The sequence below is a fragment of the Klebsiella sp. GB_Kp056 genome (assembly GCF_040064755.1).
GTDB classification, from domain to species: domain Bacteria; phylum Pseudomonadota; class Gammaproteobacteria; order Enterobacterales; family Enterobacteriaceae; genus Klebsiella; species Klebsiella quasipneumoniae.
This window is the reverse complement of sequence record NZ_JBEAJA010000052.1, coordinates 40358-67323: the sequence shown is the minus strand read 5'-3', so window position 1 is coordinate 67323 and position 26966 is coordinate 40358. Positions and strand designations below refer to the sequence as shown.

At 62.3% G+C, this 26966-nt stretch carries 23 protein-coding genes; 10 read left to right on the top strand and 13 right to left on the bottom strand.

The window, feature by feature from the left end:
• Positions 1–242: 242 nt before the first annotated feature.
• Complete coding sequence (tynA, locus tag ABLV52_RS13540) at positions 243–2510, top strand: primary-amine oxidase (protein WP_048334930.1); 2268 nt, start codon at positions 243–245, stop codon at positions 2508–2510.
• Between the two features lie 2 nt (positions 2511–2512).
• Here the strand turns inward: tynA and ABLV52_RS13535 are convergent, their stop codons facing one another.
• From ABLV52_RS13535 to ABLV52_RS13505, 7 genes are all read right to left on the bottom strand, one after another.
• Complete coding sequence (locus ABLV52_RS13535) at positions 2513–3496, bottom strand: zinc-dependent alcohol dehydrogenase family protein (RefSeq protein WP_072413118.1); 984 nt, start codon at positions 3494–3496, stop codon at positions 2513–2515.
• A 22-nt stretch (positions 3497–3518) separates the two neighbouring features.
• Positions 3519–4337, bottom strand: a complete 819-nt coding sequence (locus ABLV52_RS13530; protein ID WP_044522619.1) for a phytanoyl-CoA dioxygenase family protein — start codon at positions 4335–4337, stop codon at positions 3519–3521.
• A gap of 24 nt (positions 4338–4361) precedes the next feature.
• Positions 4362–5531 carry an acetylornithine deacetylase gene (argE, locus tag ABLV52_RS13525; RefSeq protein ID WP_348890502.1) on the bottom strand — a complete coding sequence of 390 codons (1170 nt, stop codon included), beginning with the start codon at positions 5529–5531 and terminating at the stop codon, positions 4362–4364.
• A complete protein-coding gene (locus ABLV52_RS13520) occupies positions 5524–6198 on the bottom strand; it encodes a DUF1028 domain-containing protein (RefSeq protein ID WP_044522615.1) in 675 nt (224 codons plus the stop codon). Before ABLV52_RS13520 ends, argE begins: the two co-directional genes overlap by 8 nt.
• The gene (locus tag ABLV52_RS13515; RefSeq protein WP_004190423.1) at positions 6195–6629 is read right to left on the bottom strand and encodes a RidA family protein; all 435 of its coding nucleotides are present in this window, start codon (positions 6627–6629) and stop codon (positions 6195–6197) included. The genes ABLV52_RS13520 and ABLV52_RS13515 overlap by 4 nt, the downstream gene beginning before the upstream one ends.
• A gap of 26 nt (positions 6630–6655) precedes the next feature.
• Positions 6656–7912 carry an NAD(P)/FAD-dependent oxidoreductase gene (locus ABLV52_RS13510; RefSeq protein ID WP_064157545.1) on the bottom strand — a complete coding sequence of 419 codons (1257 nt, stop codon included), beginning with the start codon at positions 7910–7912 and terminating at the stop codon, positions 6656–6658.
• Positions 7913–8082: 170 nt separating this feature from the next.
• Positions 8083–8997 (bottom strand): LysR substrate-binding domain-containing protein, encoded by a 915-nt coding sequence (locus ABLV52_RS13505; RefSeq protein ID WP_004204026.1) that lies wholly within the window; start codon positions 8995–8997, stop codon positions 8083–8085.
• Positions 8998–9485: 488 nt separating this feature from the next.
• Here ABLV52_RS13505 and ABLV52_RS13500 point away from each other — a divergent pair, with 488 nt between their 5' ends.
• Genes ABLV52_RS13500 through ABLV52_RS13485 form a run of 4 tightly spaced genes read left to right on the top strand, consistent with a single transcriptional unit; the run spans position 9486 to position 13496 of the window.
• Positions 9486–11006: an amino acid ABC transporter permease/ATP-binding protein gene (locus ABLV52_RS13500; RefSeq protein WP_348890501.1), complete on the top strand. Its 1521-nt coding sequence runs from the start codon at positions 9486–9488 to the stop codon at positions 11004–11006.
• 26 nt (positions 11007–11032) lie between these two features.
• Entirely contained in the window at positions 11033–11905 is an 873-nt protein-coding gene (locus ABLV52_RS13495; RefSeq protein WP_044522589.1) for a phytanoyl-CoA dioxygenase family protein, read from the top strand.
• A gap of 23 nt (positions 11906–11928) precedes the next feature.
• The gene (locus ABLV52_RS13490; RefSeq protein ID WP_023289439.1) at positions 11929–12759 is read left to right on the top strand and encodes an ABC transporter substrate-binding protein; all 831 of its coding nucleotides are present in this window, start codon (positions 11929–11931) and stop codon (positions 12757–12759) included.
• Positions 12760–12764: 5 nt separating this feature from the next.
• Positions 12765–13496, top strand: coding sequence for a class II aldolase and adducin N-terminal domain-containing protein (locus ABLV52_RS13485; protein WP_032452631.1), 732 nt, complete (start codon positions 12765–12767; stop codon positions 13494–13496).
• Positions 13497–13513: 17 nt separating this feature from the next.
• Here ABLV52_RS13485 and ABLV52_RS13480 read toward each other — a convergent pair whose 3' ends face one another.
• The gene (locus tag ABLV52_RS13480; RefSeq protein ID WP_348890500.1) at positions 13514–14404 is read right to left on the bottom strand and encodes an oxidoreductase; all 891 of its coding nucleotides are present in this window, start codon (positions 14402–14404) and stop codon (positions 13514–13516) included.
• Positions 14405–14528: 124 nt separating this feature from the next.
• Positions 14529–16028 (bottom strand): aldehyde dehydrogenase family protein, encoded by a 1500-nt coding sequence (locus ABLV52_RS13475; RefSeq protein WP_023289436.1) that lies wholly within the window; start codon positions 16026–16028, stop codon positions 14529–14531.
• A 235-nt stretch (positions 16029–16263) separates the two neighbouring features.
• Here ABLV52_RS13475 and feaR point away from each other — a divergent pair, with 235 nt between their 5' ends.
• The gene (gene feaR, locus ABLV52_RS13470) at positions 16264–17166 is read left to right on the top strand and encodes a transcriptional regulator FeaR (RefSeq protein ID WP_048334936.1); all 903 of its coding nucleotides are present in this window, start codon (positions 16264–16266) and stop codon (positions 17164–17166) included.
• On the opposite strand, the gene ABLV52_RS13465 is transcribed toward feaR, so the two are convergent.
• Genes ABLV52_RS13465 through ABLV52_RS13455 form a run of 3 tightly spaced genes read right to left on the bottom strand, consistent with a single transcriptional unit; the run spans position 17167 to position 20319 of the window.
• Complete coding sequence (locus ABLV52_RS13465; RefSeq protein ID WP_023289434.1) at positions 17167–17490, bottom strand: YdbL family protein; 324 nt, start codon at positions 17488–17490, stop codon at positions 17167–17169.
• 7 nt (positions 17491–17497) lie between these two features.
• The gene (locus ABLV52_RS13460; protein WP_131096303.1) at positions 17498–17683 is read right to left on the bottom strand and encodes a YnbE family lipoprotein; all 186 of its coding nucleotides are present in this window, start codon (positions 17681–17683) and stop codon (positions 17498–17500) included.
• Positions 17680–20319, bottom strand: coding sequence for a YdbH family protein (locus ABLV52_RS13455; protein WP_348890499.1), 2640 nt, complete (start codon positions 20317–20319; stop codon positions 17680–17682). The genes ABLV52_RS13460 and ABLV52_RS13455 overlap by 4 nt, the downstream gene beginning before the upstream one ends.
• A gap of 206 nt (positions 20320–20525) precedes the next feature.
• Here ABLV52_RS13455 and ABLV52_RS13450 point away from each other — a divergent pair, with 206 nt between their 5' ends.
• The 3 genes from ABLV52_RS13450 (at position 20526) to hslJ (ending at position 22726) form a co-directional block, all read left to right on the top strand.
• Complete coding sequence (locus ABLV52_RS13450) at positions 20526–21026, top strand: DedA family protein (RefSeq protein WP_023289432.1); 501 nt, start codon at positions 20526–20528, stop codon at positions 21024–21026.
• Positions 21027–21173: 147 nt separating this feature from the next.
• Positions 21174–22163: a 2-hydroxyacid dehydrogenase gene (locus tag ABLV52_RS13445; protein ID WP_032452619.1), complete on the top strand. Its 990-nt coding sequence runs from the start codon at positions 21174–21176 to the stop codon at positions 22161–22163.
• A gap of 122 nt (positions 22164–22285) precedes the next feature.
• Positions 22286–22726 (top strand): heat shock protein HslJ, encoded by a 441-nt coding sequence (gene hslJ, locus ABLV52_RS13440; RefSeq protein ID WP_023289430.1) that lies wholly within the window; start codon positions 22286–22288, stop codon positions 22724–22726.
• A gap of 31 nt (positions 22727–22757) precedes the next feature.
• Here hslJ and ABLV52_RS13435 read toward each other — a convergent pair whose 3' ends face one another.
• On the bottom strand, positions 22758–23021 hold the full coding sequence (locus ABLV52_RS13435) for a DUF333 domain-containing protein (RefSeq protein WP_008805145.1): 264 nt from the start codon (positions 23019–23021) through the stop codon (positions 22758–22760).
• A gap of 361 nt (positions 23022–23382) precedes the next feature.
• Here ABLV52_RS13435 and nifJ point away from each other — a divergent pair, with 361 nt between their 5' ends.
• Positions 23383–26910: a pyruvate:ferredoxin (flavodoxin) oxidoreductase gene (nifJ, locus tag ABLV52_RS13430; RefSeq protein WP_348890498.1), complete on the top strand. Its 3528-nt coding sequence runs from the start codon at positions 23383–23385 to the stop codon at positions 26908–26910.
• Positions 26911–26966: the final 56 nt, after the last annotated feature.

Here is a 26966-nt window from a genome sequence, read left to right as displayed (position 1 = left end):
CGGGCCTACTGGCAGTCAGACCCGGACAGGTAGGCCGGGTAAGGCGCAGCCGCCAACCGGCACAAAATCGGCGCACGTGCTCCATGCCTCTGCGGAGGCATTTTTTACGTCCGTCTGGCAAACCTGACAAATAACCTGGCAGGAGCAAACAAACGCCCCGGCGCCGCGGGCTGGTAGCTTAAGGGTGACAAAGCCGACATTCGCAGCGGCATAAGACAACACAACAATAAGATGAGGTCATCATGGCAAACGGCTTGAAATTTTCCCCTCGTAAAACCGCGCTGGCGCTGGCCGTGGCTGTGGTTTGCGCCTGGCAATCCCCGGTTTTCGCTCACGGCAGCGAGGCGCACATGGTGCCACTGGATAAAACGCTGGAGGCGTTTGGCGCTGACGTGCAGTGGGACGACTATGCGCAAATGTTTACCCTGATAAAAGACGGCGCTTACGTCAAAGTGAAGCCCGGCGCTAAAACCGCGATCGTCAACGGCAAAACCCTTGATCTGCCGGTGCCGGTGGTGATGAAGGACGGTAAAGCCTGGGTCTCCGATACCTTTATCAACGACGTGTTCCAGTCCGGTCTCGACCAGACCTTCCAGGTGGAAAAGCGCCCTCACCCGCTAAACTCGCTCTCGGCGGCGGAAATCAGCGACGCGGTGACCATTGTCAAAGCGGCGCCGGAATTCCAGCCTAATACCCGGTTTAGCGAAATTTCCCTGCATGAGCCGGATAAAGCGGCGGTATGGGCCTTCGCCCTGCAGGGTACGCCGGTGGATGCGCCGCGCACTGCCGATGTGGTGATGCTGGATGGCAAACAGGTGATGGAGGCCGTGGTCGATCTGCAACACAAAAAAATCCTCTCATGGACGCCGATCAAAGGCGCCCACGGCATGGTGCTGCTCGATGATTTCGCCAGCGTGCAGAACATCATCAACGCCAGCAGTGAATTCGCGGCGGTGCTGAAAAAGCACGGGATTACCGATCCTGGAAAAGTGGTCACCACCCCGCTCACCGTCGGCTACTTCGATGGCAAAGATGGCCTGCAGCAGGATGCGCGCCTGCTGAAGGTGGTCAGCTATCTCGATACCGGCGACGGCAACTACTGGGCGCACCCGATTGAAAACCTGGTGGCAGTGGTCGACCTGGAAGCGAAGAAAATCATCAAAATCGAGGAAGGCCCGGTGATCCCGGTGCCGATGGAACCGCGGCCGTATGATGGCCGGGACCGCAACGCCCCGGCGGTGAAACCGCTGGATATTACTGAACCGGAAGGCAAAAACTACACCATTACCGGGGATACCATTCACTGGCGGAACTGGGATTTCCACCTGCGTCTTAACTCGCGCGTCGGGCCCATCCTCTCGACGGTGACCTACAACGATAACGGCAAAAAACGCCAGGTGATGTATGAAGGTTCCCTCGGCGGGATGATCGTCCCCTACGGCGACCCCGACGTCGGCTGGTATTTCAAAGCCTATCTGGACTCCGGCGATTACGGCATGGGCACCCTGACCTCGCCGATTGTACGCGGCAAAGACGCGCCGTCGAATGCGGTGCTGCTGGATGAAACCATCGCCGACTACACCGGCGCGCCGACCACCATCCCGCACGCTGTCGCCATCTTCGAGCGCTACGCCGGGCCGGAATATAAGCACCTGGAGATGGGCAAGCCCAACGTCAGTACCGAGCGCCGGGAGCTGGTGGTGCGCTGGATCAGCACCGTCGGCAACTACGACTATATCTTTGACTGGGTATTCCACGACAACGGCACCATCGGTATCGACGCCGGCGCCACCGGGATTGAGGCGGTGAAAGGCGTGCTGGCGAAGACCATGCACGACCCCAGCGCCAAAGAGGATACCCGCTACGGAACGCTGATCGACCATAATATTGTCGGCACCACCCACCAGCATATCTATAACTTCCGCCTCGACCTCGACGTGGACGGCGAAAACAACACCCTGGTGGCGATGGACCCGGAGGTGAAGCCCAACACCGCCGGCGGCCCGCGCACCAGCACCATGCAGGTGAATCAGTACACGATCGACAGCGAACAGAAAGCGGCGCAGAAATTCGACCCGGGCACGATTCGCCTGCTGAGCAACACCAGCAAAGAGAACCGCATGGGCAACCCGGTCTCTTACCAGATCATCCCTTACGCCGGCGGCACCCATCCGGCGGCGACCGGCGCCAAATTCGCCCCGGACGAGTGGATCTACCATCGTCTGAGCTTTATGGATAAACAGCTGTGGGTGACGCGCTACCACCCGAGCGAACGCTATCCGGAAGGCAAATACCCCAACCGCTCCGCTCACGATACCGGGTTAGGCCAGTATGCGAAGGACGATGAGTCGCTGACGCACCAGGATGACGTGGTGTGGATCACCACCGGCACCACCCACGTGGCGCGCGCTGAAGAGTGGCCGATCATGCCAACCGAATGGGCGCACGCCCTGCTGAAGCCATGGAACTTCTTTGACGAAACGCCGACCCTCGGCGAGAAGAAACAGTAATCTTAACCCACGGTGAAATCGAGCAGGATTTTACCGCCTCTTCCCGGCTGGCCGGCGGCGGCAATCGCCTCCCGCCAGTCGTTCAACGCCACCCGCCGGGCCGGCGGTTGCGTGGTCGTCGGCAGCCGCTGCCAGATCTCGTCGAACGCCGCCCGCCATGCCGCCACGCTAAGGCCAGGCAGCGCCTCCCGCAGATGAAACTTGCGCACCGCCGCGCTGGCGCGCGTCTGGATCAGCGGCCGTCCGGATAATAAGCCATAGGAGATCAGGATCGACGATGCGGGCAGCACCGACAACAGCGTGTTCCCCAGCTCCCCGCCCACCGCGTCAAACACCAGATCGCTGTGCTGGCTGACCTTCTCCACCAGCGCCCGGTCGGCCTCGAGGATCGGATAGATCCCGGCCTGCTCCAGACGCGCCCGATGCTGCGGCGAGCGAATAATCCCGCTTACCGAACGGGCGCCCATGGCCAGCGCCCACTGCCCCAGCAGGCTGGCGCAAGAGGAGGCGGCGGCGGTCAGCACGATCTGTTTCCCGGCAACCGGCCAGCGTCTGAGCATCAGCATCGCGGTCAGCGGATTGATATACCCGCGGGCGGCCAGCAGATCGTCCACCGCCGCGGGAACCGGCACCAGCCAGGTCTCATCCAGATCGATAAACCGCTGCCAGGTGCCGCCCCCGCGCAGGGGCAGCACCCGCTGGCCCGCGGTCAGTCGGCTGCCGAACGGCGCGGCGACCACCTCGCCAAGGCCTTCGTAGCCGGGCACGGCCGGCAGTCGGGTACGGTGGCGATAGGCGCCGGTAATGGGGATCAGATCTGAGGGATTCACCGGGGCATAGCGCATCCTGACCCGCACCCGTCCGCCGGCCAGCGGCGCCAGCGGGGTGCGTTTCAGCGATAGCACCGCGGCCGGCGGCCCGTAGCGGTCATAAACAATGGCGTCATTGAACATCGACAGGCTCCAGACAACGAAAGGCGGGATCATAGCAGATCCCGTCCGCAGCCGCTTACGCCGGTGGCCAGACCTGGGGGAACAGTGGCGAATCCAGCGGGTCGCCGTCCCGCAGAGTCAGTTCGGGGAACGGCGGCGAGGTCACGCCGCCGCGGTCGGCAAACGCGGCGTCATCCCCCACCCAGCGGGCGGAGAAGACCCGTCGCGCCCGCGCCCCCGGGTTGCCGCGGGCGCCATGGACGGTGCGAAAATGGAAGGCCACCGCGTCCCCCGGCTCCAGCGCCCAGCTGACGATATCGTACTCATCCTCATGGGCGTCGATATCCGGCAGCGCGCTGAACCGGGTGTGCTCGTAGAGCTTTGTGCCATTGAAGCGAGTGGGACTGTACTCCGCCTCCCAGCGATGCGACCCGCGAATGCAGCGCAGCGAGGTGGCCTCCGCTACCGGGTCCAGCGGGATCCAGAAGCTGACGTTCTGCCGGCCGGAGACGCAATAGTACGGCTGATCATGATGCCAGGGGGTGACCGTGCTGCCTCCGGCGGGTTTGACCAGCGTATGCTCATGGAAAAATTTCGCCGTCTGCGACTGCATCAGCGCCGCGGCGATCTCCGCGGCCGCCGACTGGAAGACAAACTCGCTAAACGCCGGGATCCGCGACCAGTTACAGTAATCCTGAAAGAAAGGCGGCGAGCCATCTTTGGGGATCACCGTGCGCGCATGACCATATTCGCTGGGGCTGGCCATCAGCGCCGTGACCCCCTCGGCGAGGCGCTCAACCCAGGGGGTAAAAACGCCCTTCAGTAATACCACGCCATCCGCCTGCCAGCGGTCGACAGTCGCTTGATCGATATGGGGAGAGTGTTGATTGTGCATCGCTTGGGTTCCTGTGTGGGTGGATCAGGTAAGCGGTTCTGCGGGCTCGGCGCGCATCCAGGCGCACAGCTGGCCCAGCATCGTCATACAGCGTTCGGTCTGGTCGATGCTGACGTACTCATCGGCCTTGTGGCCCTGGGCCATGCTGCCCGGCCCGCAGACCAGGGTCGCGACGCCCATCTCATCGAACAGCCCCCCTTCGGTGCCGAACGCCACGGTGGAAAACCGATCGCTGCCGCACCACTGCGCCAGCCAGCGGGCGAAGTCGGACTGCGGATCGCTGAGCAGCGGCGGGTAGTGGCTCAATAGCTGAAACTGGATGTCGCTCTCACCGCCGACCCGGCGCATCTCCGGCAGCAGCCGGCGGCGGGCGTAGGCCGCCAGCGCCTCGGTGACCGCTTCGGGACGCATCCCCGGCAGGTAGCGGATCTCAAAATCAAAGCGGCAGGACTGCGGGACGATGTTCAGCGCGGCGCCGCCCTGAATGGTGCCCACCTGCAGGGTGCTGAAGGGCGGCGAGAAGCGGCTGTCCTGCTGCCGGGCCAGACCCGCGCCCAGCCGATCCAGGCGGTTAATCAGCCTGGCCGCGTAGCGGATGGCGTTCACGCCCTGTGGGGCATAGGCCGAATGGCAGGCCTGGCCCTCGATGCAGCAGCGCATGGCCAGTTTGCCTTTATGACCGAACACCGGCTGCATCTCCGTCGGCTCGCCGATGAGGCACAGCGCCGGTTTCTCCGGCGAGGCCTGCAGAAACGCCGCCAGGCTACGCACGCCGAGACAGCCGACCTCTTCATCATAGGAGAAGGCCAGATGCAATGGCATCCGCAGCGGCGCCGCCAGAAAGTCATCCACTGCCGCCAGCACGCAGGCGAGAAAGCCCTTCATATCGGCGCTGCCGCGGCCGTAGTAGCGGCCATCGCGCTCGGTCAGGCTAAACGGCGGCACGCTCCAGGCCTGCCCGTCCACCGGGACCACGTCGGTGTGGCCCGAGAGCATCACCCCGCCGCCGCCGGACGGCCCCAGCCGGGCGTAGAGATTGGCCTTACCGCCCGACGGGTCATAAAAGCGGCGGGACGCCACGCCGCGGGCGGCGAGAAAATCGGCGATCCAGTCGATCATCGCCAGGTTCGAATGGCGGCTGGTGGTATCAAAGGCCAGCAGCGCGGCAAGGATCGCTCCCGGCGTGTTATTCATCGCCAGGCACGCCATAGGCCGGCGCCTCGCGCGGGTCGAGCGCCCGGGTAATATAGGCCTCCATTTGCGGCTCCCACGCCAGCCACAGCTGCTCAAGGGCCGCCAGCGGATCCGCCTCCGCCCAGTCAATGCGCAGGTCGACCACCGGCCACGGGTAATCATCCACCACCTTCACCGCCGCCGAGTGGACCGGGCCGGCCTCGCCCCCGGCGACGATCCCGGCGCGCAGCCCGGCCAGCAGCCGGCTGGCCAGCTCACCGGTGGCGGCCTCAAAGGCGCCCACCATCGCGGCGATCACGCCCTGACTGGCCAGCATATTGCCCGCCGCCACGCAGTTATCCCCCGCCAGGGCGCCGCCGATCCCGAGGGTGAACTCCCCGCTGAACACCGCTGTGTCGCCGTTGGCGTCAATCGCCGCGACCTGGCGATATTCGCGGAAGCGATCCTCCGCCAGAGCCTGTTTCATGGCCTGCTCAACGCTGGCCCCCGCCTCGATCGCGCTGAGGATCTGCGGCCCCAGCGACGGCAGGGTAATATTCTGGCTGGAAACCGCCCCCACGCCGGGCAGCAGCCATGGACAGCGCGACCCGACGGCCATGCTCGATGAACTAATGGCGATGCCCAACTGACCCGTTTCCGGGCAGCGGGCGGTAAGGGAGAGGGTCATTCTGCCGCCTCCCCCTGCCAGTCGTCGGGGATCACCGCCGTGACGTCAATCTCCATCAGCCACTGCGGCTGCGCCAGGGCCGACACCACCACCCCGGTGGAGATGGGGAAGACCCCTTTCAACCATTTGCCCACCTCCTGATAGACCGGCTCGCGATAGCGGGGGTCGATCAGATAAGTGGTGGTCTTGACGATATGCGAGAGGTCGCTGCCGGCCTCTTTCAGCAGCTGTTCGACATTCTTCATCGCCTGCTCCGCCTGGGCCCGCGGGTCGCCGAGGCCGATCAGGTTGCCGGCGAAATCGGTGCCGACCTGGCCGCGAACGTAGACGGTATTCCCCGCCCGCACCGCCTGGCACAGATCGTTATTCAGCGCCTGGTTTGGGTAGGTCTCTTTGGTGTTAAACATGCGAATACGGGTATGGGTTGGCATCAAAGCACTCCTTCAGGAATCGGTTATCAGGACGGCTGGTAGCGCTGATACTGGCGCTGAATGGCGATCTGGTCGGCAATATATTTGGCATCGTGCCAGACGCCCCAGATAAAGGTGGACCCGCGCCGCGACAGCCACGGCAGGCCGAGGAAATAGACCCCCGGCTCCGTCGACACGCCGCGGTGATGCTGCGGCCGCTGCGCGTCATCGAAGGCGTTGACCTTCAGCCAGCGATAATCGGTGGTATACCCGGTCGCCCAGATGATGGCGCCGATCCCGGCCTCGGCCAGGTCGAGGCTAAGCAGCGGGTCGCTGACGCAGGCCGGGTCGGGCAGAAAGTCACGGGCGGAGGGCTCTTCGGGCAGATCCAAACCGTTGCGCGCTACCCAGTCGTCGGCGGCGTCGAGCAGCGCAAGATAGGAGGCATCGCCGCGGCGGATATTCTCGGCCAGGTCGGGGTGAAACAGCGCCCTGGCGCCGTCAAAGCCGCGAGTCTGCCCCACCAGGGTGACCCCCTGATGCGCCAGCTGGCGAAAATCGACGGTATGGCCGCCGCGCGCGCCGCTCACCGCGATAGTGACATGCTCTTTCCCCGGCGCATTGGCCGCAGCGTCCCACATCCCCAGCACGCCGAGCCACCAGCAAAAATCGCGCTGGCGATAGCGACGCGGCGGTCGGTCGTGCGCCCCCACCGACAGCCACACCGCGCGTCCGGCACGCTGTAGCTCATCGGCAATCTGCACGCCGGAGGATCCGGCCCCCACCACCAGCACGCCGCCCTCCGGCAGCTGCTGCGGATTAAAATAGTGCGCCGAATGGAGCTGCTGAATAGCCTCACTCTGCGGGGCGATGGCCGGGATCGCCGGGCGCTGAAAGGGTCCGGTAGCCGCCACGATCCGCTGCGCCTCAATCACCCCCTCGGAGGTGTCGACACGAAAGCCCGGCCGCCCGGCGAGGCGTTCGGCGCTGTACACCTCCACCCCGGTGCGGATCGGCGCATTGAAGCTGCGGGCATAGGCGGCAAAATAGTCCGCAACCTGCTCTTTGCCGACAAAGCTGTCCGGCGGGCAGTCAGGGAACACCATCCCCGGAAACCGATCGTGCCAGGCCGGGCCGTTGGCCACCAGCGAATCCCAGCGCCCGCTGCGCCAGGCCTGGGCAATACCCTGTTTCTCCAGCACCAGATGGGGGATATCCAGCCGGGTCAGATGCTCGCTCATGGCGACGCCCGCCTGCCCCGCGCCGACCACCAGGGTATCGATCTCGGTTATCTGTTCAGTCATTTCTCTATCCTTCAAGCACAGTTGCCGACGAGGTCGCCGGAATTGACGGCTTTCAGGTTATTTAACTGTGACGAATTGGTAAAATATTATAAAACGATCGACTGAATAGAATTTTACGAGGCTGAGTGGCGACAGAAAAAATAACGCCTGCCGGATCGGCAGGCATTATTTCAGCCGTGAGAGGGGGTTAATTCGATACTGCGACAATAATCCATAAATAGTTGCGTCGGCCGCGTCGGCTCATTATTAGCGAGGTGCGCCATAATTAAGGTTGAGGCGGGCATGTCGTCGGCAATATCCCGCTGCACCACCCTTTCGCCATCGTAGGTCATATCGCAGCAGGGCCGGGTGACCAGCACCGAAAAACCGAGCCCCTGGCCGACCATACAGCGCACCATTTCGATAGAGGGGGAGCTGTAAGCCACTTCCGGGTGATAGCCCTTTTCCTTAAAGATGGAGATGAAATAGTTTTTACTCGGGACCGCGTCGAGGAGGATCATCGGCTCGCGACTCAACTCCTGCAGCGTCACCTGCGCCTTTTGCGCCAGCGGATGCGCGGCGGGCAGCAGCGCGTAGGGTTTATGCGGGGCATTAAGCCGCTCTTTATTGATCGAGTGGCCGAGCTCCAGATCGTAGACCAGCGCCAGGTCGAAGCGGCCGCGGTGCAGGCCATGCATCAGCTCATGCTGTTCGCCGTCATACAGATGCAGCGTAATTTCCGGATAGCATTTCTTAAACCCGGCCACCAGCTTCGGCATATACAGCGGGGCCACCGACTCAAAGCAACCAATGGAGATCATGCCAGAAACCAGCTCTTTATCCGCTCGCGAATTCTGCTCAAATTCCCACGACAGGCGCAGCAGCTCCTTCGCTTTATCGTAGATCCGCCGACCGCTGGAGGTGAGCGAGACGCCCTGCGCGTGGTGGCGAATAAACAGCTGCTGGTCGAAGGTGCTCTCCAGATTCTTAATGGCAATGGAAATCGACGGCTGCGCAATGTGCAGCTGGCGGGAGGCCTCGGCGATACTCTCCGTCTCCACCACGGTGACGAAATATTTGAGCTGCTTCAGGGTAAATCGGTTCATAGCATCACCATTGATAAAATATGGTCCGGCGCACGCGGGGAATAGTTTTCCTCTAAGTCCCAAGCAATCCGCGTGCCACCCGCGAAGAATGGCGGCGCATTGCCCGCCAGGGGGCGATATTATTTTTTCTCCTCCCGCGCCGGCGCGGTTTATTTCCCCGTTTGCACCATCATGCATCACGCTGCACATTGAGCAGGCAGCGGTCGCCCCAGTTTCGCGCAAAATAACCTGTCTGCATAAAATGGCGTTATTGAATTACAGCTATTGTTTTTAAATTGTTTACGCAAAGTATCCTGATAATCACTTTAAATTCCATATCGTTAATAACGCTGTATAGTTTTTTTAAACTTAAAGACCAAAAATTTACTAATTGCCTCTGAAAGCATCCTGCCAGCATAGTGTATTCGCACGATGAACACCGGCGGCTCCCCATTAATGCACAGCCGAGCCGCTTTCATTTAGGTTAATTATGACGAGTGAAATAGCCCATGACGTTTAACTGGAACTACATGTTAAGCCTGCTCAGCGATGCCGATTTTTGGTGGGCCACCTGGACCGTCATTAAATTAAGTCTGCTGACCTGGGGCTGCAGTATTGTGCTCGGATTTATTCTGGCGCTGGCTAAACAGTCGCCGCGCGGCTGGTTATCCACCCCTGCCCGGCTGTATATCTGGTTATTTCGCAGTATGCCGCTGCTGGTCCTGCTGATTTTTGTCTACAACATGCCGCAGGCGCTGCCCTCCTTCGCGCCGGTGCTGAACGACCCCTTCTGGGCCGGCCTGCTGGCGATGGTCCTCAGCGAAGCGGCCTATATCGCCGAGATCCATCGCGGCGGGCTGCTTTCCATCCCCCGCGGGCAGAGTGAAGCCGCGCGGGCCCTGGGTTTGCGCTACGCCGGGATCCAGTGGCGGGTGATCATTCCCCAGGCGTTGCGCGTCGCCCTGCCGGCGCTGGCCAATGAGTATATCGCCATCGTGAAGCTCAGTTCGCTGGTGTCGGTGATCTCCCTGACCGAAATATTGATGGTCGGCCAGCAGCTCTACTCGCAGAACTTTCTGGTCATGGAGACCATGACCGCCGTGGCGTTTTATTACATCTTTATCGTCACGGTGTTCGATTTTCTGCTGAAACGGCTGGAGAACTACCTCGATGTCACCCGACGCGACACCGCCCGGCCGGTGGATGCCGAGATGCAGCAGTTGGCGACCGCCCGCCGCCCGGCGATGGCGCGCAGCGTCTCCCAGGGCCATGAGCCGGCGCTGCAGGCCTCTAAGCTGCATAAGGCCTACAACAACGTCGAAGTGCTGGGGGCGGTGAGCCTGCAGATCCAGCCCGGCGAAGTGATGTCGGTCATCGGCCCGTCGGGCTCGGGAAAAACCACCCTCATTCGCCTGCTGAACGGTCTTGAGCAGATCGACAACGGCGAAATTCAGATTAACGGCCAGCCCTTTATTCATCTCGACCGCCAGGGGCAGCAGAAGCCGCGCTTTATGGAGAATGCCGAACACCGTCTGAATATCGGCATGGTGTTCCAGAGCTTCAACCTGTTCCCGCATCTGACCGTGTTCGGCAATCTGCTGCTGGCCCCGCGCTATCACCATCTCGCAAGCGACGCGGAGCTGCGCCAGCACGCCTGCGAGCTGCTGCACAAGGTGGGCATGCTGGAACACGCCTGGAAGTATCCGCACCAGCTCTCCGGCGGTCAGCAGCAGCGGGTGGCTATCGCCCGCGCCCTGATGATGCGTCCGCAGATCATGCTGTTCGATGAGCCCACCTCGGCGCTGGATCCGGAAAAAGTGAATGAGGTGCTGCAGGTTATCGAATCCCTGGCCCATGAAGGCATCACGATGGTCATCGTCACCCACGAGATGAACTTCGCCTTCAAAGTGTCTGACCGGATCGTGTTTATGGAGAAAGGCCGGGTGGTGTGCGATGACACGCCGCAGGCGATGCGCAGCGGGCAACACCCGCGGGTCGAGGCCTTTCTGAAAGATGTTTCTCTGGCTTAACTATCGGGACGTGAAGAGGAAAAACTATGATTGCGCAGTGGCAAATTGAGCAGTTTCATCAGCAGGGTTATCTGGTGGTCGAAGGGGTGCTTTCCGCCGCCGACATCGCCACTCTGCAGAGCGATTTTGACGGCTGGGTCGAGGAGAGCCGTCGCCACGCGTCGGCGTGGGGGGAAACCCTCGACGGGCGGCCGCGCTTCGATATCGAGCGCGACCATGCTCCCGACCATCCGTCGCTGCGCCGGGTCGCCTCCCCGACGGAGATCTCCGAAGCGTATCGCCATACTGCGCTCAACTCGCGGATGGCGACCATCGCCGCGCAGCTGATCGGCGGCAGCGGCACCCGCTTTCACCACAGCAAAATTAACTCCAAGCTGCCGCACACCGCCACCGAGGTGAAATGGCATCAGGATTTCCTCTTCACCCCGCACAGTAATGACGACATCATCACCGCCCTGCTGATGGTCAGCGAGGTGACGCCGGAGAATGGCCCGCTCAACGTGGTGCCGGGCAGCCATCAGGGGCCGCTGTGGTCCCACTGGCAGGAGGGGCGCTTCACCGGAGCGGTGGATGACGAGGTGGTGACGGCTCACTGCCAGCAGCCGCAGGCCTGTTTTGGCCCGGCGGGCTCAGTCTGCTTTATGCATACCCGCCTGCTGCACGCCTCCAGCCCCAACGAAACCGCCCTGCCTCGCACCCTGTTCATCAGCGTCTACGCCGCCGAGGATGCGCTGCCCTTCGGCGAAAACCCGCTGCCGAGCCGCCATGCCGGCCAGCTGGTGGCCGGGGAAGAGAGCGGTCTGGTGCGCAGCACCGATAACCAGCTTCGTCTGCCGCAGAAGCCGCGCGGCGCTTCGTTTTTTGTTCAGCAGGCCGGTGCCGATCGCGCCAGCATGTAATTCGCCCACACTCCGGAGGTTTTATGACACGCTTTTTCGCACCACGCCCGCTGGCTCTGCTGCTCTGCGCAGCGGGGGCTCTGACATCCCTGAACGCGCTGGCCTTCCAGCAAAGCGGCAAGATCACCGCCGGTTCGGACATGACCTTTTTCCCTTACGAGTATATGGAGAACAATAAGCCGGCGGGGTTTGATATTGAACTGCTCGACGGCCTGGCGAAGAGCATGGGCCGCGAGGCGGTGAATATCGATACCCGCTTCCCCAACCTGATCCCCGGACTGCAGGGCGGGCGCTTCGATATCACCAACTCGTCGATGTACATTACCGCCGAGCGCCTGAAGGTGATCGACATGGTGCCGTACCTGAAAAGCGGGGAAGCGATCCTCGCCCGTAAAGGGAGCGACTATCAGCCAAAGACCCCGGAAGACTTCTGCGGGCATAAAATCGGCTCGATGGGCGCCACCTCGTGGCTGGCGCAGTTGCAGAAGCTTTCCGCCGACTACTGCGTGAAGAAGGGGCTGAAGCCGATTGCGCTGAGCGTCTATACCACCGACCCGCAGACCACCCAGGCGCTGCTGTCGCGCGCAGTGGATGCGCAGATCACCGACGCCGCCGTGGCGCGCGGGGTGGTGGAAAAGCTGGGCGACCGGGTGGTGATCGCCTCTGACACCCTGATCTATCCGGTGCTGAACGGCTTTGGCGTTAAAAAAGGCAACACTGAGGTGAAAACCGCCCTTGAAGAGGCGCTGAAAAAATACAGCACCACGCCGGAATACGCCGCCCTGCTGAAGAAATATCACTTCCAGGCGCCGACGGCAGAGGATCTGCAGACCCTGATGCCAAAAGCGGAGTAATGCCCATGCGCGATACCGATGAAGAGCAGATCCGCATCGACCTGGCGGCCACCTTTCGCATCATTGCCCATCTTGGCATGCATGAGGCGGTGGCCAACCATTTCAGCGCCGCGCTCTCCGCCGACGGGAAGACGTTTTTACTGAACCCGAAGTGGAAACACTTTTCGCGCATCCGCGCCAGCGATCTGCTGGTGCTGAACGCCGATGATGAAAGCTGCGCCGCGCGCCCTGACGTCGATGCCACCGCGTGGGCTATTCACGGGCAGATCCATCAGCGGCTGCCGGACGTGCGGGTGGTGCTGCATCTGCACCCGGTATACACCACCAGCCTCGCCTGTCTGGCGACGCCGCAGATCCTGCCCATCGACCAGAACACGGCCCGCTATTTTAACCGGGTCGCCGTCGATACGCTGTACGGCGGGATGGCGGACACCGCGGCAGAAGGGGCCCGGCTGGCGGGGCTGCTGGCGGATAAACGCCGTCTGCTGATGGGCAACCACGGGGTGCTGGTGACCGCCCCGACCATCGGCGAAGCGTTCGACGATATCTGGACCCTGGAGCGCGCCTGTCAGATCCTGATCACCGCCTGGTCAACCGGCCAGCCGCTGAAGGTGCTGTCAGACGCGGTGGCGGAAAAAACCGCCCAGGACTGGGAGAAGATTGCCGATTTCTCCCGGCAGCACTTTGCCGAGATGAAGCAGTTGATGATCGACCTCGATCCCTCCCTGGTGGACTAACCCCGCGCCAGCCCGGGTCAGCCCGGGCCGTCGCTGGCCGCCGCCAGCAGCGGCACGATGATATCGCTGAGCGGCGTCGGTATGCCGTGCTGACGCCCGCGACGCTGCACCACCCCGTTACGAATATCCCACTCCAGCGGTCGGCCATGCAGCCGATCGATCAGAATAGAGGTGCTCAGGTCGGCAGGCGCCCGATGAAAACCGGCGATGATCTCCTCCGGCACGCTGTCGCTCAGGACGGCCCCTTCCGCCCGCGCCACCTGCAGGCATTCGCGCAAATAGGCCAGTCCGAGAGCGGTGAGCTCCTCCCGGGCGAACATCCCGGCGCGTCGTCCGGTCAGCACCATCAGTCCGGCGACGGCGTTCTGCAGCAGTTTACGCCAGGCCACGGTGGTAAAATCGGCCGCCAGCTCCACCGCGCAGCGGGTTCCCGCCAGCGCCTGCTGCACCCGCTCCGCCCCCGGCAGGTCCGGCAGCGTCAGTCGCGGCGCGGCGCGCAGCCAGACGGAAGCATCGGCGTCGCGCTGCGCCGGAAACCAGACCACCGACGGCAGCACCGTCGCGCCGCCGGTCAAAGGGGCAAACTGCTGGCGCTGCTCGACGCCGTTTTGCAGCACGCATACCACGGTGTCCGGCGAACACAGGGCCGTCAGCCAGGGGGCAATGGCCTCCGTCTGGGTGGCCTTCACCGCGACAAACACCAGGTCGAAGGGGGCGGCTATCGCCGTCGGGTCGGTAAGCACCGGGCCGGGCACCACGATCTCACCCTCATCAGTGCGCAGCACCAGCGACGAATGGGCTGTGCGCCCGCAAACCACCGGCGCCCTCCCCACCGCAAACAGGGCGGCGGCGATCGTCGTGCCGATGGCGCCGGGACCAATTAGTGCAACCTCAGGAAATGCTGTCATGCCGAAGACCTCCTCATCATTCACCGCCCTGCGCGGGCAAAGATTGCCCTCCACAGTAGCGAGAAAGCGCGGAGGTCGGCAAGCGGGATGTCGGGAAAAGCGATGCGCCTTCCCCGACGGAGGGCTAGTAACGCACGCAGACCGATTTGGTTTCGCACCAGCCGTCGAGCCAGTCCGGGCCGAAATCGCGACCGGTACCGGACTGCTTCATGCCGCCGAACGGCAGGTTGGCGTCAATCAGGGTATGGCTGTTGACCCATACCGTCCCGGCCTGCAGGCGGTCGGTATAGTTGAGAGCCTGGGTCAGGTCGCGGGTCCAGACGCTGGCGGTCAGGCCGAAATCGCTGTCGTTGGCCAGGCGCAGCGCCTCCTCGCCGTCAGCCACCCGCACCAGGTTCACCACCGGGCCAAACACCTCCTCGCGGGTAAGGCGCAGCCCGGCGTCCGGGTTGACCACCAGCGTCGGCGGAATATAGTACCCCCCGGCATCCGGCCCGGCGCTGCCGCTGATAAGCTCCGCCTTCTGCTGGCGGGCCTCTTCGAGGTAGGCCGCCACCTTGTCGCAGTGGGCCCGGGAGACCACCGGGTTGATCTGCGCCGTCTCCTGCATCCCCGGTCCCACCTGCAGCGATTTCACCGCCTGCTCGAAACCGCTGACCAGGGTGTCAAACAGCGGCGCTTCAATGTAGATCCGCGAACTGGCGGCGCAGACCTGTCCCTGGTTGAGGAAGCTGCCGGTCATCAGCCCCTCAATGACCCACTGGGGATCGGCGTCTTTGAGCACAATCGCCGGGTTCTTGCCGCCCAGCTCCAGCGTCACGCGGGTCAGTCGGTCGGCGGCCACCCGCGCAATCTGTTTCCCGGTGGCCGTCGAGCCGGTAAAGCTCACCTTCGCCACCTGCGGATGCGAGGTCAGCGCCGCGCCGCAGCCGGCGCCGCTGCCGGTGACCACGTTGAACACCCCGTCAGGAATGCCCGCCTGGGTCGCCAGCTCCGCCACCCGCAGCAGGGTCAGCGGGGTGGTTTCCGAGGGTTTGATGACGATCGAGCAGCCCGCCGCCAGCGCCGGCATCACCTTCCACATACCGATCATCAGCGGGAAATTCCACGGAACGATGCCCGCCACGACCCCCACCGGCTCTTTTTTGGTCCACGCCTGGTAACGGGCCCCTTGCGGGAACGGGATCGAGACGTCCAGCGTCCGGCCGCTGATTTTGGTGGTCAGCCCCGCCGTGTAGCGCATCCAGTTCAGGGTGCAGCCGACCTCGAAGGCGCGGGAGATGGCGATGGATTTACCCTGCTCAAGGGTCTCCAGCTGCGCCAGCTCCTCGCCGTGCGCCTCCACCAGATCGGCAAAGCGCAGCAGGATGCGCTCACGGTCGGCCGGGGTGCGACCGGCCCAGCGGCGATCGACGAAGGCGCGCCAGGCGGACATCACCGCCCGGTCGACATCCGCCGGGCTGGCGTCGGCGGTGGTGGCGATCGCCTGCCCGGTGGCCGGATCCCAGACGGTTAACCGGTTTTCGCTCTGCGCGGCGCAGGGAGCGCCGTCGATATACAGGCCATGCTGACGGTCTAAAAACTGCTGGACGCTGGCAAGCAGCGCTATCTGAGAGGTGGACATACCCTTTCCTTATTCTTCGCGGATAGTGCTTTCAGTCTATGTCCGGTTGGCGGCTGGCGCTTTTTTCTCTGTGACATTCGTTTGCGCCGCTGTGACAGTCGCCGCAATTCCGTCGCCTGCCCTGACAGAAATGTGCCGCAGGTAATAGTTCTTTCATATACCCGCCATCGCGCCCTTGCCTGAGGCGGCATAAATGCAACAATGCAGAAACATTATTATTACAGGAGAACGGCGAATGATGACCACGGCTGAGGGGGGGCTGGCCTACCAGCGCTGGCTGGCGACGATCAATCAGGTCTGCGGCCATTTCGCCGCCCGGCCGCTGGAGGGACGCTTTCACGGCGACATTGACGCCCGCTACGCCGGCAGTCTCAAAGTCAGCACGGTCACCGCCGCCGGCGTCAATCTCTACCGCACGCGCAATGAGATCAAACGCGATAACGACGCCTGGTTCTATACCGTGTTTCAGCTCGCCGGCGAAGCGGTGATCGAACAGGACGATCGCCAGGTGACCCTGGCGGCGGGGGATATCACGCTGATCGACGCCGCCCGCCCGTGCTCTATCGTCTGGCAGCAGACCTCGCGTCAGGCTTCGCTGCTGCTGCCGCGCCAGCGGGTGGCGCCGACGGGTGAGATCGCCACCGCCTGCCGGCTGGACAAGTCTCTGCCGATGGTGCAGCTCAGTCAGCGCCTGCTGCTGGAGAGTATGGGCGGCACGACGCTCTCCGCCAGCGAGAGTGAGGCGGCGCTGGACGCGATCGCCTGCCTGTTGCGCCCGGTGCTGCGCCAGCGCGAGCCGACCCCGTCCCGGCGGGACCAGCAGTTTCAGAAGATCATTGCGTTAATCGACGCGTCCATTCAGTCGGAACACCTGCGGCCGGAGTGGCTGGCCAGCGAGACGGGAATGTCGGTGCGCAGCCTCTACCGGCTGTTTGCCGACAAAGGGCTGGTAGTGGCGCAGTATATTAAGAACCGGCGGCTGGATCTGTGCGCCCGGGCGTTACAGAACGTCCATGACGACGAAAAGCTGGCGGGGATCGGCTACCGCTGGGGCTTCAGCGACCACAGCCATTTCTCCACCGCCTTTAAGCAGCGCTTCGGCGTCTCGCCGGGCGAATACCGTAAGCGCTGCCGCTAACTATTTGCGCAGCCACTGGCCGTTCAGCCCCTGAACGTACTCGCCGGGCTGAGCGCGGGCCACCAGCTTCTGTCCGGCCATTTTCGCTACCTCATCCACCGGCAGATTGTTGTCATCCGCCAGTTGCTGGTAGCTTTCACTGCGCGCGGCGTTAATCTGCTTCACCAGCGCCAGCGTCTCTTTATCCTGACGCAGCGGCGCCAGATAGCCGTTCAGCGTCTCCCCCACCCGCCCCTGCTGGCGCGCTTCGTTCAGGGTCAACGCCAGCGCGGGCGCGCTGAGCAGAGTCAGCGCCAGCGCCGCGGTTAACAGTCGTTTTCTCATCGTCGCCTCAGAACAAATCGCTGCGGGATTTCAGCAGGTTTTCCACATCCTTATCGACCTTGATATGGATCTCATGCTCAATTTTGACATTCATATTGATGGTGATGGGCTCTTTCGACGCCGCAATTTCGATACGCGGCGTACAGCCGGCGAGCAGCATCAACGCCACTATGGCCAGTAACAGCTTCTTCATTTAGGTTCCTTACATGTCTTACCGTCCGTACAGCGCCGCACGGGCAGCGTGGCATTTTGCTCAAGCCACGCCTGTAAATTGTCGCCGAAGCGTAAACTGCGCCACAGATCGAAAATATTCTCCTCATGAGCGTAGTTTAAATGCACGGTACTGCTTTTCCCGTCCACCCGGCTGGTGCCGTTGATGGCGGCCTTAAGCGTCAGCACGCCCAGATTGTTGAGGTTAATCTGCGTCGATGAACGGGAGATCTCCATATAGCGCAGCCAGTTGATCGCCGCCCCGGCGGAGACGTTGTCCGCCACCAGCGCATCGGCGGTGTCTTTGTCTAGCCGCAGCGTCATCGGTCCGTCATTACGCAACCAGCCGTCGTGGATAATCCATTGATTATTCTCCAGCCACAGCGGCAGCGCGCCGCTCACCGCCCCGGACATGGCGAACTGCTTCACCTTGACCGCGCTGGTCAGTTCGCTGCTGGAGATGTGCTGCAGACGGATCAGCGCCGGGTCGCGCTGCGGCATGCGCAGCTGCAGCAGGGTCAGCTTGCCGCCTAACAGGTCGACGCTGACGTCGCTAAGCTGCAGCGGATTGGCCTCGCTCCATGGCCAGGTGCCCTGCAGGTCCGCCGTCAGGTTGCGCGCGGTGACCTGGTTGACGATTTCGCCAATGCGCAGGGAGACCGGACGACGGGTGCCCAGCTGCCAGTGGCCATCGCTGAAGCGGAACGGCAGAACGAAGTCGACGCCATTGATCTGGTTATCCGGCATCCAGGCGCTGCCGCCCTTCAGGACGCCATGACCGCCCGCCTCAAATCCCTGCCCGGCTGCCGCCGAGAAGGCCACCTGCGCATAGAGACCGCCTTCGCGCAGGTTCATCTTCCAGTCCGGCGGCACCAGCGGCTGGAATACCGTCAGCGACTGTTTAGGCCACCAGGCCTGGCCGCGCAGCCGTTCGCCATCCCAGCGCCCGGTCAACCGCACCGGGCCAATGGTATCGGCGTGCAGCGCGCCGGTGAACTGGAACCACGTCGGGTCCCGGCCGTCGACAGCGAATTTCAGCGTCGACGCCGGGAGATAGCTGCCGCCGGAGAAGGTGGTTTTTGCCGCATCCAGCGACAGCGCGCCGGTCAGCCGCGGATGCTCAGCGTCGCGCAGCCAGCGAATCGGCTGCTCGAGGGTCAGACGCGGCGTGCTGACCCGCATCGTGCCGTACTCGAGCTTATCGAAGCCAGTGGAGAGGCTGCTCAGCGTAATGGCATTGTCCCGCCACTCACCGCTGCCCTTCACATCCCAGCGCGCCTGCATTGGCGTGAAATGCCCCTCGCCCCAGTAGCGCCACTGCCAGCGGCCGCTGTCGGGCTGAAAATCGTTCGCCAGCCCGTCCAGGTGCAACGTAAAGTCGCCCATCTGCTGCTCATGGGCGCGGAGGATCGCCTGCAGGCGGCCATCGACGCCCTGCTGGGTGACCTTCACCCCGGCCAGCGGCCAGCGGATTTCGTCAATGTTCAGCGCGTCGATCACCCGCCCGCGCGAACGCAGTAGCGCCCCGGGGTGAAACGCCAGCTGCGGGCTGACCAGCGGCCCGCTGAGCTGGGCCGGCAGCGCGGCGTAAAAGATCATCTCCCCCAGCTTGGCCTCGCCGGTGAGCCGCAGCGGCAGGTCGCTGTTATCCATGCTTAACTTGCCCGGACCGATATTCAGCACCGCGTTGCCTTTGCCGGCATGCCCCTCGGTGAGCACATTTAAGCGGCCGCTGACGATCATCTGTTCCGTGCCCTGCTGCCAGTTACCGACCGACAGCGCCACGCGGCCGCTCAGCGGATACGCCTCGTAGCGGGTGCGCCAGCGGCCGTCGCTGATGGTGATCCGTTCCGGGGTGATCTCCCACGGCAGGTCGAGAATGGGCTCCACCTCGCCGCGCGGGGTGACCAGCAGCTGGCCGCGATTTTGCTGCCACGCCAGCTCGGCATCGATCCATTCTGCGGTCTGCGGAAATTCGAAGGTACCCTGCATCTGGCCATCGACCGGCAGGCCATCCGGCACCAGCGGCAGATGGAAGGTCCCCACCAGCTTCACCGGCGGCTGATCGTCAGTCAGCCGGGCGCTGAACTGGCTGACAGTGAGCGCCTGGCCGCGCAGGCGCGCCTGCAGGCTCAAATCGTTCCCGGCGAAGCCGATATCCTGCTGCGCAGGCGTCAAGGACATCACCAGCCGCCCCTGCCATTTTTCCCACGGCGACAGCCGCAGGTTCTCAATGGTTAACCAGCTGTAGGGCAGCATTGATTGCCATTCGGCGAGGGTGCGCGGCGCCCCCGGCGCGGGATCGCTGGCCGGCAGTTTGCTCAGGCAGGCGCTGTTGATCTCCAGCTGGCCAATATGCAGCCGCCAGCGGCTGGGGCGCGAGAGACGGGCATCGGTCACCCGGGCGAGTTCACAGTCGCCCACCAGATAGCGTAGATCGGGGATCAGCAGGGCGGAGCGCGTAAGACGCGGGCTCTCCTGCAAAGCGATATGAGTCCCCACGGGCAGCCAGATGCCCGCCAGCGTCGGCACCCAGTGGGTCAGCGTCAACAGCAGGGTTAGCGGCAGTAACACCAGCGCTAACACCAGCGCGATGGCGGCTTTATATTTACCCTTCATGGGCAGTTAATATCCTGATTCAACATAAGTAAAAGCCGAAAGGCGCCCATTGTGACACGTTCGACCAGTGAGTGAAAGTTTGCGACCTGTTAAAGCATAGTTGCCAGCCGGTATCGCGGCGCGGCGATCGCTCGTCACTATTTAGCTTTTGTTTAAGCGCTCCCTGCCACACTCCAGCCAGTTCGGTTTTGCTTGCGGGAGAGACAGTGTCGTTAATTATCTCGCTCATTGAGAGCGCACAGGGCCACTATCCATTGGTATTACTGATGGTTTTCCTGCTCACTTTCACTAAATCCTGCGCGCTGGTGTCGCTGGCGATCCCGGGCACCTCCGGCCTGCTGCTGCTGGGGACATTTGCTTCCGCCAGCCTCGGTCATTTCCTGTTAATGTGGTCCAGCGCCAGCCTCGGCGCCATCGGCGGATTCTGGCTCTCGTGGTGGTTAGGCGTTCGCTATCGTCACCGCCTCACGCAGTTGCGCTGGCTGACCGCCGAGCGGCTGGCCCGCAGTCGACTCTTTTTTCAGCGCCGCGGGCTGTGGGCGGTCTTTTTCAGTCGCTTCCTCTCTCCCCTGCGCGCCACCCTGCCCCTGGTCAGCGGCGCCAGCGGCCTGCCGCTGTGGTCGTTTCAGCTGGCTAACGTCACCTCCGGTCTGCTGTGGCCGTTTCTGCTGCTCTCCCCCGGCGCTTTAAGCCTGAGTTTGTGGTGAAAAAACTTTGTCTTTCAAAGAGATTCCGCAAATCCGCGATATGCTCTAGAATTAGGATAAGCACCTGCTATTTAAACTATTTTTTAATAATTGTACGATTATTTTAAATATGCTACCGTGACGTTATAATCACTGGAGAAAAGTCTTATGAAAATCGCGGTTTACAGTACGAAGCAGTACGATAAAAAGTACCTGCAGCACGTTAATGATACCTACGGCTTTGAACTGGAATTCTTCGACTTCCTGCTGACAGAGAAAACCGCCAAAACCGCCCACGGTTGCGAAGCGGTATGCATCTTCGTCAATGACGACGGCAGCCGTCCGGTGCTGGAGGAGCTGAAGGCTCACGGCGTGAAGTATATCGCTCTGCGCTGCGCCGGGTTTAACAACGTCGACCTCGAGGCGGCGAAAGCGCTTGGCCTGCGCGTCGTGCGCGTCCCGGCCTACTCGCCGGAAGCGGTCGCTGAACATGCGATCGGCATGATGATGTCGCTTAACCGCCGCATCCACCGCGCCTACCAGCGTACCCGTGATGCCAATTTCTCCCTCGAAGGCCTCACTGGTTTCACCATGTACGGCAAAACCGCCGGGGTGATCGGCACCGGGAAAATTGGCGTGGCGATGCTACGGATCCTTAAAGGCTTCGGCATGCGTCTGCTGGCTTTTGACCCGTACCCAAGCGCCGCCGCGCTGGAGCTGGGGGTGGAATATGTTGACCTGGCCACGCTGTACAAGGAGTCGGACGTGATCTCCCTGCACTGCCCGCTCACCGACGAAAACTACCATCTGCTCAATCGCGAGGCCTTCGATCAGATGAAGGACGGGGTGATGGTGATTAACACCAGCCGCGGCGCGCTGATCGATTCCCAGGCGGCCATCGATGCCCTGAAGCACCAGAAAATCGGCGCGCTGGGGCTGGACGTTTATGAGAACGAACGCGATCTGTTCTTCGAAGACAAATCCAACGACGTGATCCAGGACGACGTCTTCCGTCGCCTCTCCGCCTGCCACAACGTGCTGTTTACCGGCCATCAGGCGTTCCTCACCGCCGAGGCGCTGATCAGCATTTCGGAGACCACCCTGGGCAATCTGCAGCAGGTCGCCAACGGTGAAACCTGCCCGAACGCTATCGTCTGATTCCTTTCCCTTTTGTGCTCCTCTCGCCAGGGGAGCACATTCAGATAATCCCCACAGATCCCCGCTGCGATACCGTTACACTGGCTTTGTTTTATTAGTAATGTGAATGTTTTGGAGTAAAAATGAACAAATTTGCGGCATTACTGGCGGCAGGGTTGCTGCTGTCCGGCTGTGTCTATAACAGTAAGGTGTCCACCGGCGCGGAACAGCTACAGCATCATCGTTTCGTGTTGACCAGCGTCAACGGCCAGGCGGTGAACGCGGGCGACCGGCCGCTGGAGCTGAGCTTCGGCGAGAAGACGGCTCTTACGGGCAATATGTATGTTTCGGGCAATATGTGCAACGGCTTCAGCGGGGAAGGTAAGGTGTCGGACGGCGAGCTGAAGGTTAAATCGCTGGCGATGACCCGGATGCTGTGCCACGATGCCCAGCTCAATACCCTTGACGCGACCATTGGTAAGATGCTGCGCGAGGGCGCGCAGGTCGATCTGACGGAAAACCAGTTGACGCTGGCGACCGCCGACCAGACGCTGGTCTATAAGCTCGCCGACCTGATGCACTAGCCGGCGTGGTGAACCCGCTGCGGGGCTGCCATTAATAGCCGCAGCTTCCGCCCGCCAGCGCCTGCTCGCTGCAGCGTTTACCGTTCGGCAACGCGCACATGCCAATCGCCGAACCATCGAGCTGACGAGCCACCGATAACGAGCCGCCTATCATGGCGCAGTTGGCCTGACCGGCGTCGCTCATCGCCGCCCGCATTCCTGGCGTGACGTGCGCCGCCGTGGCCTGCTGAACGGGTTCACTACTGCACGCCGACAGCAACAGCGCCGCACATCCCACTAATATCGCAGCTCGCATTTTCTCTCCCCTCGGAAACGTCTTAAAAAGCAAACCCAAGAATAATAGGCAGCGTGGCGCGCGGCGTCGAGAGGGGAAGTACGTATTTATGCGTCTCATTAACATTTTCTAGCAAATTTCTGCCTAAAGGTTGATCTCCCCCGGGTTCGCCACCGGACAATCGCTGGCCTTCACGCCCTGGAAAGCCACTTTCTCCGCGAACCGCGCAAAATATTGATCTGGTCACGGGTGGCCGCCGCATTGAGGACACAAATGCAAAAATGGCGGCATCAACGGTTTGCTAAACTACCTCTTATATAATTACAGGGCGCGTCGCGGTTTTACGCGTCCATTCTTTTGCGCAATGTAAGGGTGTCTTCCTATGATTACTATTGATGGTAATGGCGCGGTCGCTTCCGTCGCGTTTCGCACCAGTGAAGTTATCGCCATCTACCCGATCACGCCCAGTTCAACGATGGCGGAACAGGCCGACGCCTGGGCCGGCAATGGGCTGAAAAACGTCTGGGGCGATGTGCCCCGCGTGGTCGAAATGCAGTCGGAGGCAGGCGCCATTGGCGCCGTACATGGCGCGCTGCAGACCGGCGCCCTCTCCACCTCCTTTACCTCATCGCAGGGCCTGCTGCTGATGATCCCCACGCTGTACAAACTGGCCGGCCAGCTGATGCCGTTTGTCCTGCACGTCGCCGCCCGCACCGTCGCCACCCACGCGCTGTCGATCTTCGGCGACCATTCCGATGTGATGGCGGTCCGCCAGACCGGGTGCGCCATGCTGTGCGCCAGCAGCGTTCAGGAAGCGCAGGATTTCGCGCTGATCTCGCATATCGCCACTCTGCAAAGCCGGGTGCCGTTTATTCATTTCTTTGATGGTTTCCGCACCTCGCACGAAATCAACAAAATCGCCCCGCTGGCGGATGACACGATTCGCACCCTGCTGCCGCAGGAAAAAATCGCTGAGCATCGCCAGCGCGCGCTCAATCCGGAACACCCGGTGATCCGCGGGACCTCGGCCAACCCTGACACCTACTTCCAGTCGCGGGAGGCCACCAACCCGTGGTACGACGCGGTTTATGATCATGTCGAGAAAGCGATGGATGACTTCGCCGCCGCCACTGGCCGCCAGTACAAACCGTTTGAGTTTTACGGCCATCCGCAGGCGGAGCGCGTCATCGTCATTATGGGCTCGGCCATCGGCACCTGCGAAGAGGTGGTCGATGAATTGCTGAGCCGCGGCGAGAAAGTCGGCGTACTGAAGGTCCGCCTCTATCGTCCGTTCTCCGCCGCCCACCTGCTGGCAGCGCTGCCGGAGAGCGCCCGGGCGGTGGCGGTGCTGGATCGCACCAAAGAACCTGGCGCGCACGCGGAGCCGCTGTATCTCGACGTGATGACCGCCCTGGCGGAAGCCTTTAACCGCGGCGAGCGCGAGACGCTGCCGCGGACCATCGGCGGCCGCTACGGTCTCTCTTCCAAGGAGTTCGGTCCGGAATGCGTGCTGGCGATATTCCATGAGCTGCAGGCCGCCCAGCCGAAGCCGCGCTTTACCGTCGGCATCTATGACGACGTGACTAACCTGTCGCTACCGCTGGGCGAAAATACCCTGCCGGCAGAGGCCAAGCTCGAAGCGCTGTTCTACGGCCTCGGCAGCGACGGCAGCGTGTCGGCCACCAAAAACAATATCAAAATCATCGGCAACTCCACCCCGTGGTTCTCCCAGGGGTACTTTGTCTATGACTCGAAGAAGGCGGGCGGCCTGACCGTCTCCCATCTGCGGGTCAGCGAAAAGCCGATTCGTTCTTCGTATCTGATTTCGCAGGCCGATTTCGTTGGCTGCCACCAGCTGCAGTTTATCGATAAATACCAGATGGCCGAGCGGCTGAAGCCCGGCGGCATTTTCCTGCTCAACACGCCGTACAGCGCCGATGAAGTCTGGTCCCGCCTGCCGCAGGAAGTGCAGGCTACCCTGAATCAGAAAAAAGCGCGTTTTTACGTGGTCAACGCGGCGAAGATCGCCCGCGAATGTAGCCTCGGGGCGCGCATTAATACCGTGATGCAGATGGCCTTCTTCCATCTGACTCACATCCTGCCTGGCGACAGCGCGCTGGCGGAACTGCAGGCGGCCATCGCCAAAAGCTACAGCAGCAAAGGTCAGGAGCTGGTGGAACGCAACTGGCAGGCCCTGGCCCTGGCCCGCGAGTCCCTGGCGGAAGTGCCGCTGCAGCCGGTGAATGCCAGCAGTCCGAACCGCCCGCCGGTGGTCTCCGACGCCGCGCCGGATTTCGTCAAAACGGTTACTGCCGCGATGCTGGCCGGCCTCGGCGATGCGCTGCCGGTCTCCGCCCTGCCGCCGGACGGCACCTGGCCCATGGGCACCACCCGCTGGGAGAAACGCAACATCGCCGAAGAGATCCCGATCTGGAAGGAAGCGCTTTGCACCCAGTGTAACCACTGCGTTGCCGCCTGCCCGCACTCGGCAATTCGCGCCAAAGTGGTCGCGCCGGAGGACATGGAGAACGCCCCTGCCAGTCTGCACTCGCTGGACGTTAAATCCCGCGATATGCGCGGGCAGAAATACGTTCTGCAGGTCGCCCCGGAAGACTGCACCGGCTGCAACCTGTGCGTGGAAGTGTGCCCGGCAAAAGATCGCCAGAACCCGGAGATCAAGGCCATCAATATGATGTCGCGCCTGGAGCATGTTGAAGAGGAGAAAGTGAATTACGATTACTTCCTCAACCTGCCGGAAATCGACCGCAGCAAACTGGAGCGTATTGATATCCGCACTTCGCAGCTGATCAGCCCGCTGTTTGAATACTCCGGCGCCTGCTCCGGCTGTGGCGAAACGCCGTATATCAAACTGCTGACCCAGCTGTATGGCGACCGGATGCTGATTGCCAATGCCACCGGCTGCTCATCCATTTACGGCGGCAACCTGCCCTCGACCCCGTACACGACCGACGCCAACGGCCGCGGCCCGGCGTGGGCCAACTCGCTGTTTGAGGATAACGCTGAATTCGGGCTCGGCTTCCGCTTAACCGTCGACCAGCATCGCCAGCGCGTGATGCGCCTGCTGAGCGAATACGCCGACCAGCTGCCGACAGAGCTGAACGCGGCGCTGCATGCCGAGGCGACGCCGGAAGCGCGCCGCGAACAGGTGGCAGCCCTGCGTCAGGCGCTGGCCGGCGTGCAAGGCGCTGAAGAGCTGCTGACCGATGCCGACGCGCTGGTGGAGAAATCCGTCTGGCTGATCGGCGGCGACGGCTGGGCCTACGATATCGGCTTCGGCGGTCTGGACCATGTGCTGAGCCTGACGGAAAATGTCAACATTCTGGTGCTGGATACCCAGTGTTACTCCAACACCGGCGGCCAGGCGTCAAAAGCCACCCCGCTGGGGGCGGTCACTAAGTTTGGCGAGCACGGTAAACGCAAGGCGCGCAAAGATCTTGGCGTCAGCATGATGATGTACGGTCATGTCTATGTGGCGCAGATTTCGCTGGGCGCGCAGCTGAACCAGACGGTGAAAGCGATTCAGGAAGCGGAAGCCTATCCGGGGCCGTCGCTGATCATCGCCTACAGTCCTTGCGAAGAGCATGGCTACGATCTGGCGCTCAGCCACGATCAGATGCGTCAGCTGACCGCTACCGGCTTCTGGCCGCTCTACCGCTTCGACCCGCGTCGGGCGGAAGAAGGCAAGATCCCGCTGGCGCTGGACTCCCGCCCACCGTCAGACGCCCTGGCTGAGACGCTGCTCAATGAGCAACGCTTCCGTCGCCTGAATGCGCAGCAGCCGGAAGTGGCGGAGCAACTGTGGAAAGACGCTGCCGCCGACCTGCAGAAGCGCTACGACTTCCTCGCCCAGTTGGCGGGCAAAGCGGAGAAATCACCGAGCGAGAGCTAAGGTTATTATCCTCCCGCAGCCATAAAAAAAGCCCGAACATAAAGTTCGGGCTTGTC

Coding starts and splice junctions, on each gene's coding strand:
- tynA (WP_048334930.1), top strand. CDS start 243: ATGGCAAACGGCTTGAAATTTTCCCCTCGTAAAACCGCGCTGGCGCTG.
- ABLV52_RS13535 (WP_072413118.1), bottom strand. CDS start 3,496: ATGATCCCGCCTTTCGTTGTCTGGAGCCTGTCGATGTTCAATGACGCC.
- ABLV52_RS13530 (WP_044522619.1), bottom strand. CDS start 4,337: ATGCACAATCAACACTCTCCCCATATCGATCAAGCGACTGTCGACCGC.
- argE (WP_348890502.1), bottom strand. CDS start 5,531: ATGAATAACACGCCGGGAGCGATCCTTGCCGCGCTGCTGGCCTTTGAT.
- ABLV52_RS13520 (WP_044522615.1), bottom strand. CDS start 6,198: ATGACCCTCTCCCTTACCGCCCGCTGCCCGGAAACGGGTCAGTTGGGC.
- ABLV52_RS13515 (WP_004190423.1), bottom strand. CDS start 6,629: ATGCCAACCCATACCCGTATTCGCATGTTTAACACCAAAGAGACCTAC.
- ABLV52_RS13510 (WP_064157545.1), bottom strand. CDS start 7,912: ATGACTGAACAGATAACCGAGATCGATACCCTGGTGGTCGGCGCGGGG.
- ABLV52_RS13505 (WP_004204026.1), bottom strand. CDS start 8,997: ATGAACCGATTTACCCTGAAGCAGCTCAAATATTTCGTCACCGTGGTG.
- ABLV52_RS13500 (WP_348890501.1), top strand. CDS start 9,486: ATGACGTTTAACTGGAACTACATGTTAAGCCTGCTCAGCGATGCCGAT.
- ABLV52_RS13495 (WP_044522589.1), top strand. CDS start 11,033: ATGATTGCGCAGTGGCAAATTGAGCAGTTTCATCAGCAGGGTTATCTG.
- ABLV52_RS13490 (WP_023289439.1), top strand. CDS start 11,929: ATGACACGCTTTTTCGCACCACGCCCGCTGGCTCTGCTGCTCTGCGCA.
- ABLV52_RS13485 (WP_032452631.1), top strand. CDS start 12,765: ATGCGCGATACCGATGAAGAGCAGATCCGCATCGACCTGGCGGCCACC.
- ABLV52_RS13480 (WP_348890500.1), bottom strand. CDS start 14,404: ATGACAGCATTTCCTGAGGTTGCACTAATTGGTCCCGGCGCCATCGGC.
- ABLV52_RS13475 (WP_023289436.1), bottom strand. CDS start 16,028: ATGTCCACCTCTCAGATAGCGCTGCTTGCCAGCGTCCAGCAGTTTTTA.
- feaR (WP_048334936.1), top strand. CDS start 16,264: ATGATGACCACGGCTGAGGGGGGGCTGGCCTACCAGCGCTGGCTGGCG.
- ABLV52_RS13465 (WP_023289434.1), bottom strand. CDS start 17,490: ATGAGAAAACGACTGTTAACCGCGGCGCTGGCGCTGACTCTGCTCAGC.
- ABLV52_RS13460 (WP_131096303.1), bottom strand. CDS start 17,683: ATGAAGAAGCTGTTACTGGCCATAGTGGCGTTGATGCTGCTCGCCGGC.
- ABLV52_RS13455 (WP_348890499.1), bottom strand. CDS start 20,319: ATGAAGGGTAAATATAAAGCCGCCATCGCGCTGGTGTTAGCGCTGGTG.
- ABLV52_RS13445 (WP_032452619.1), top strand. CDS start 21,174: ATGAAAATCGCGGTTTACAGTACGAAGCAGTACGATAAAAAGTACCTG.
- hslJ (WP_023289430.1), top strand. CDS start 22,286: ATGAACAAATTTGCGGCATTACTGGCGGCAGGGTTGCTGCTGTCCGGC.
- ABLV52_RS13435 (WP_008805145.1), bottom strand. CDS start 23,021: ATGCGAGCTGCGATATTAGTGGGATGTGCGGCGCTGTTGCTGTCGGCG.
- nifJ (WP_348890498.1), top strand. CDS start 23,383: ATGATTACTATTGATGGTAATGGCGCGGTCGCTTCCGTCGCGTTTCGC.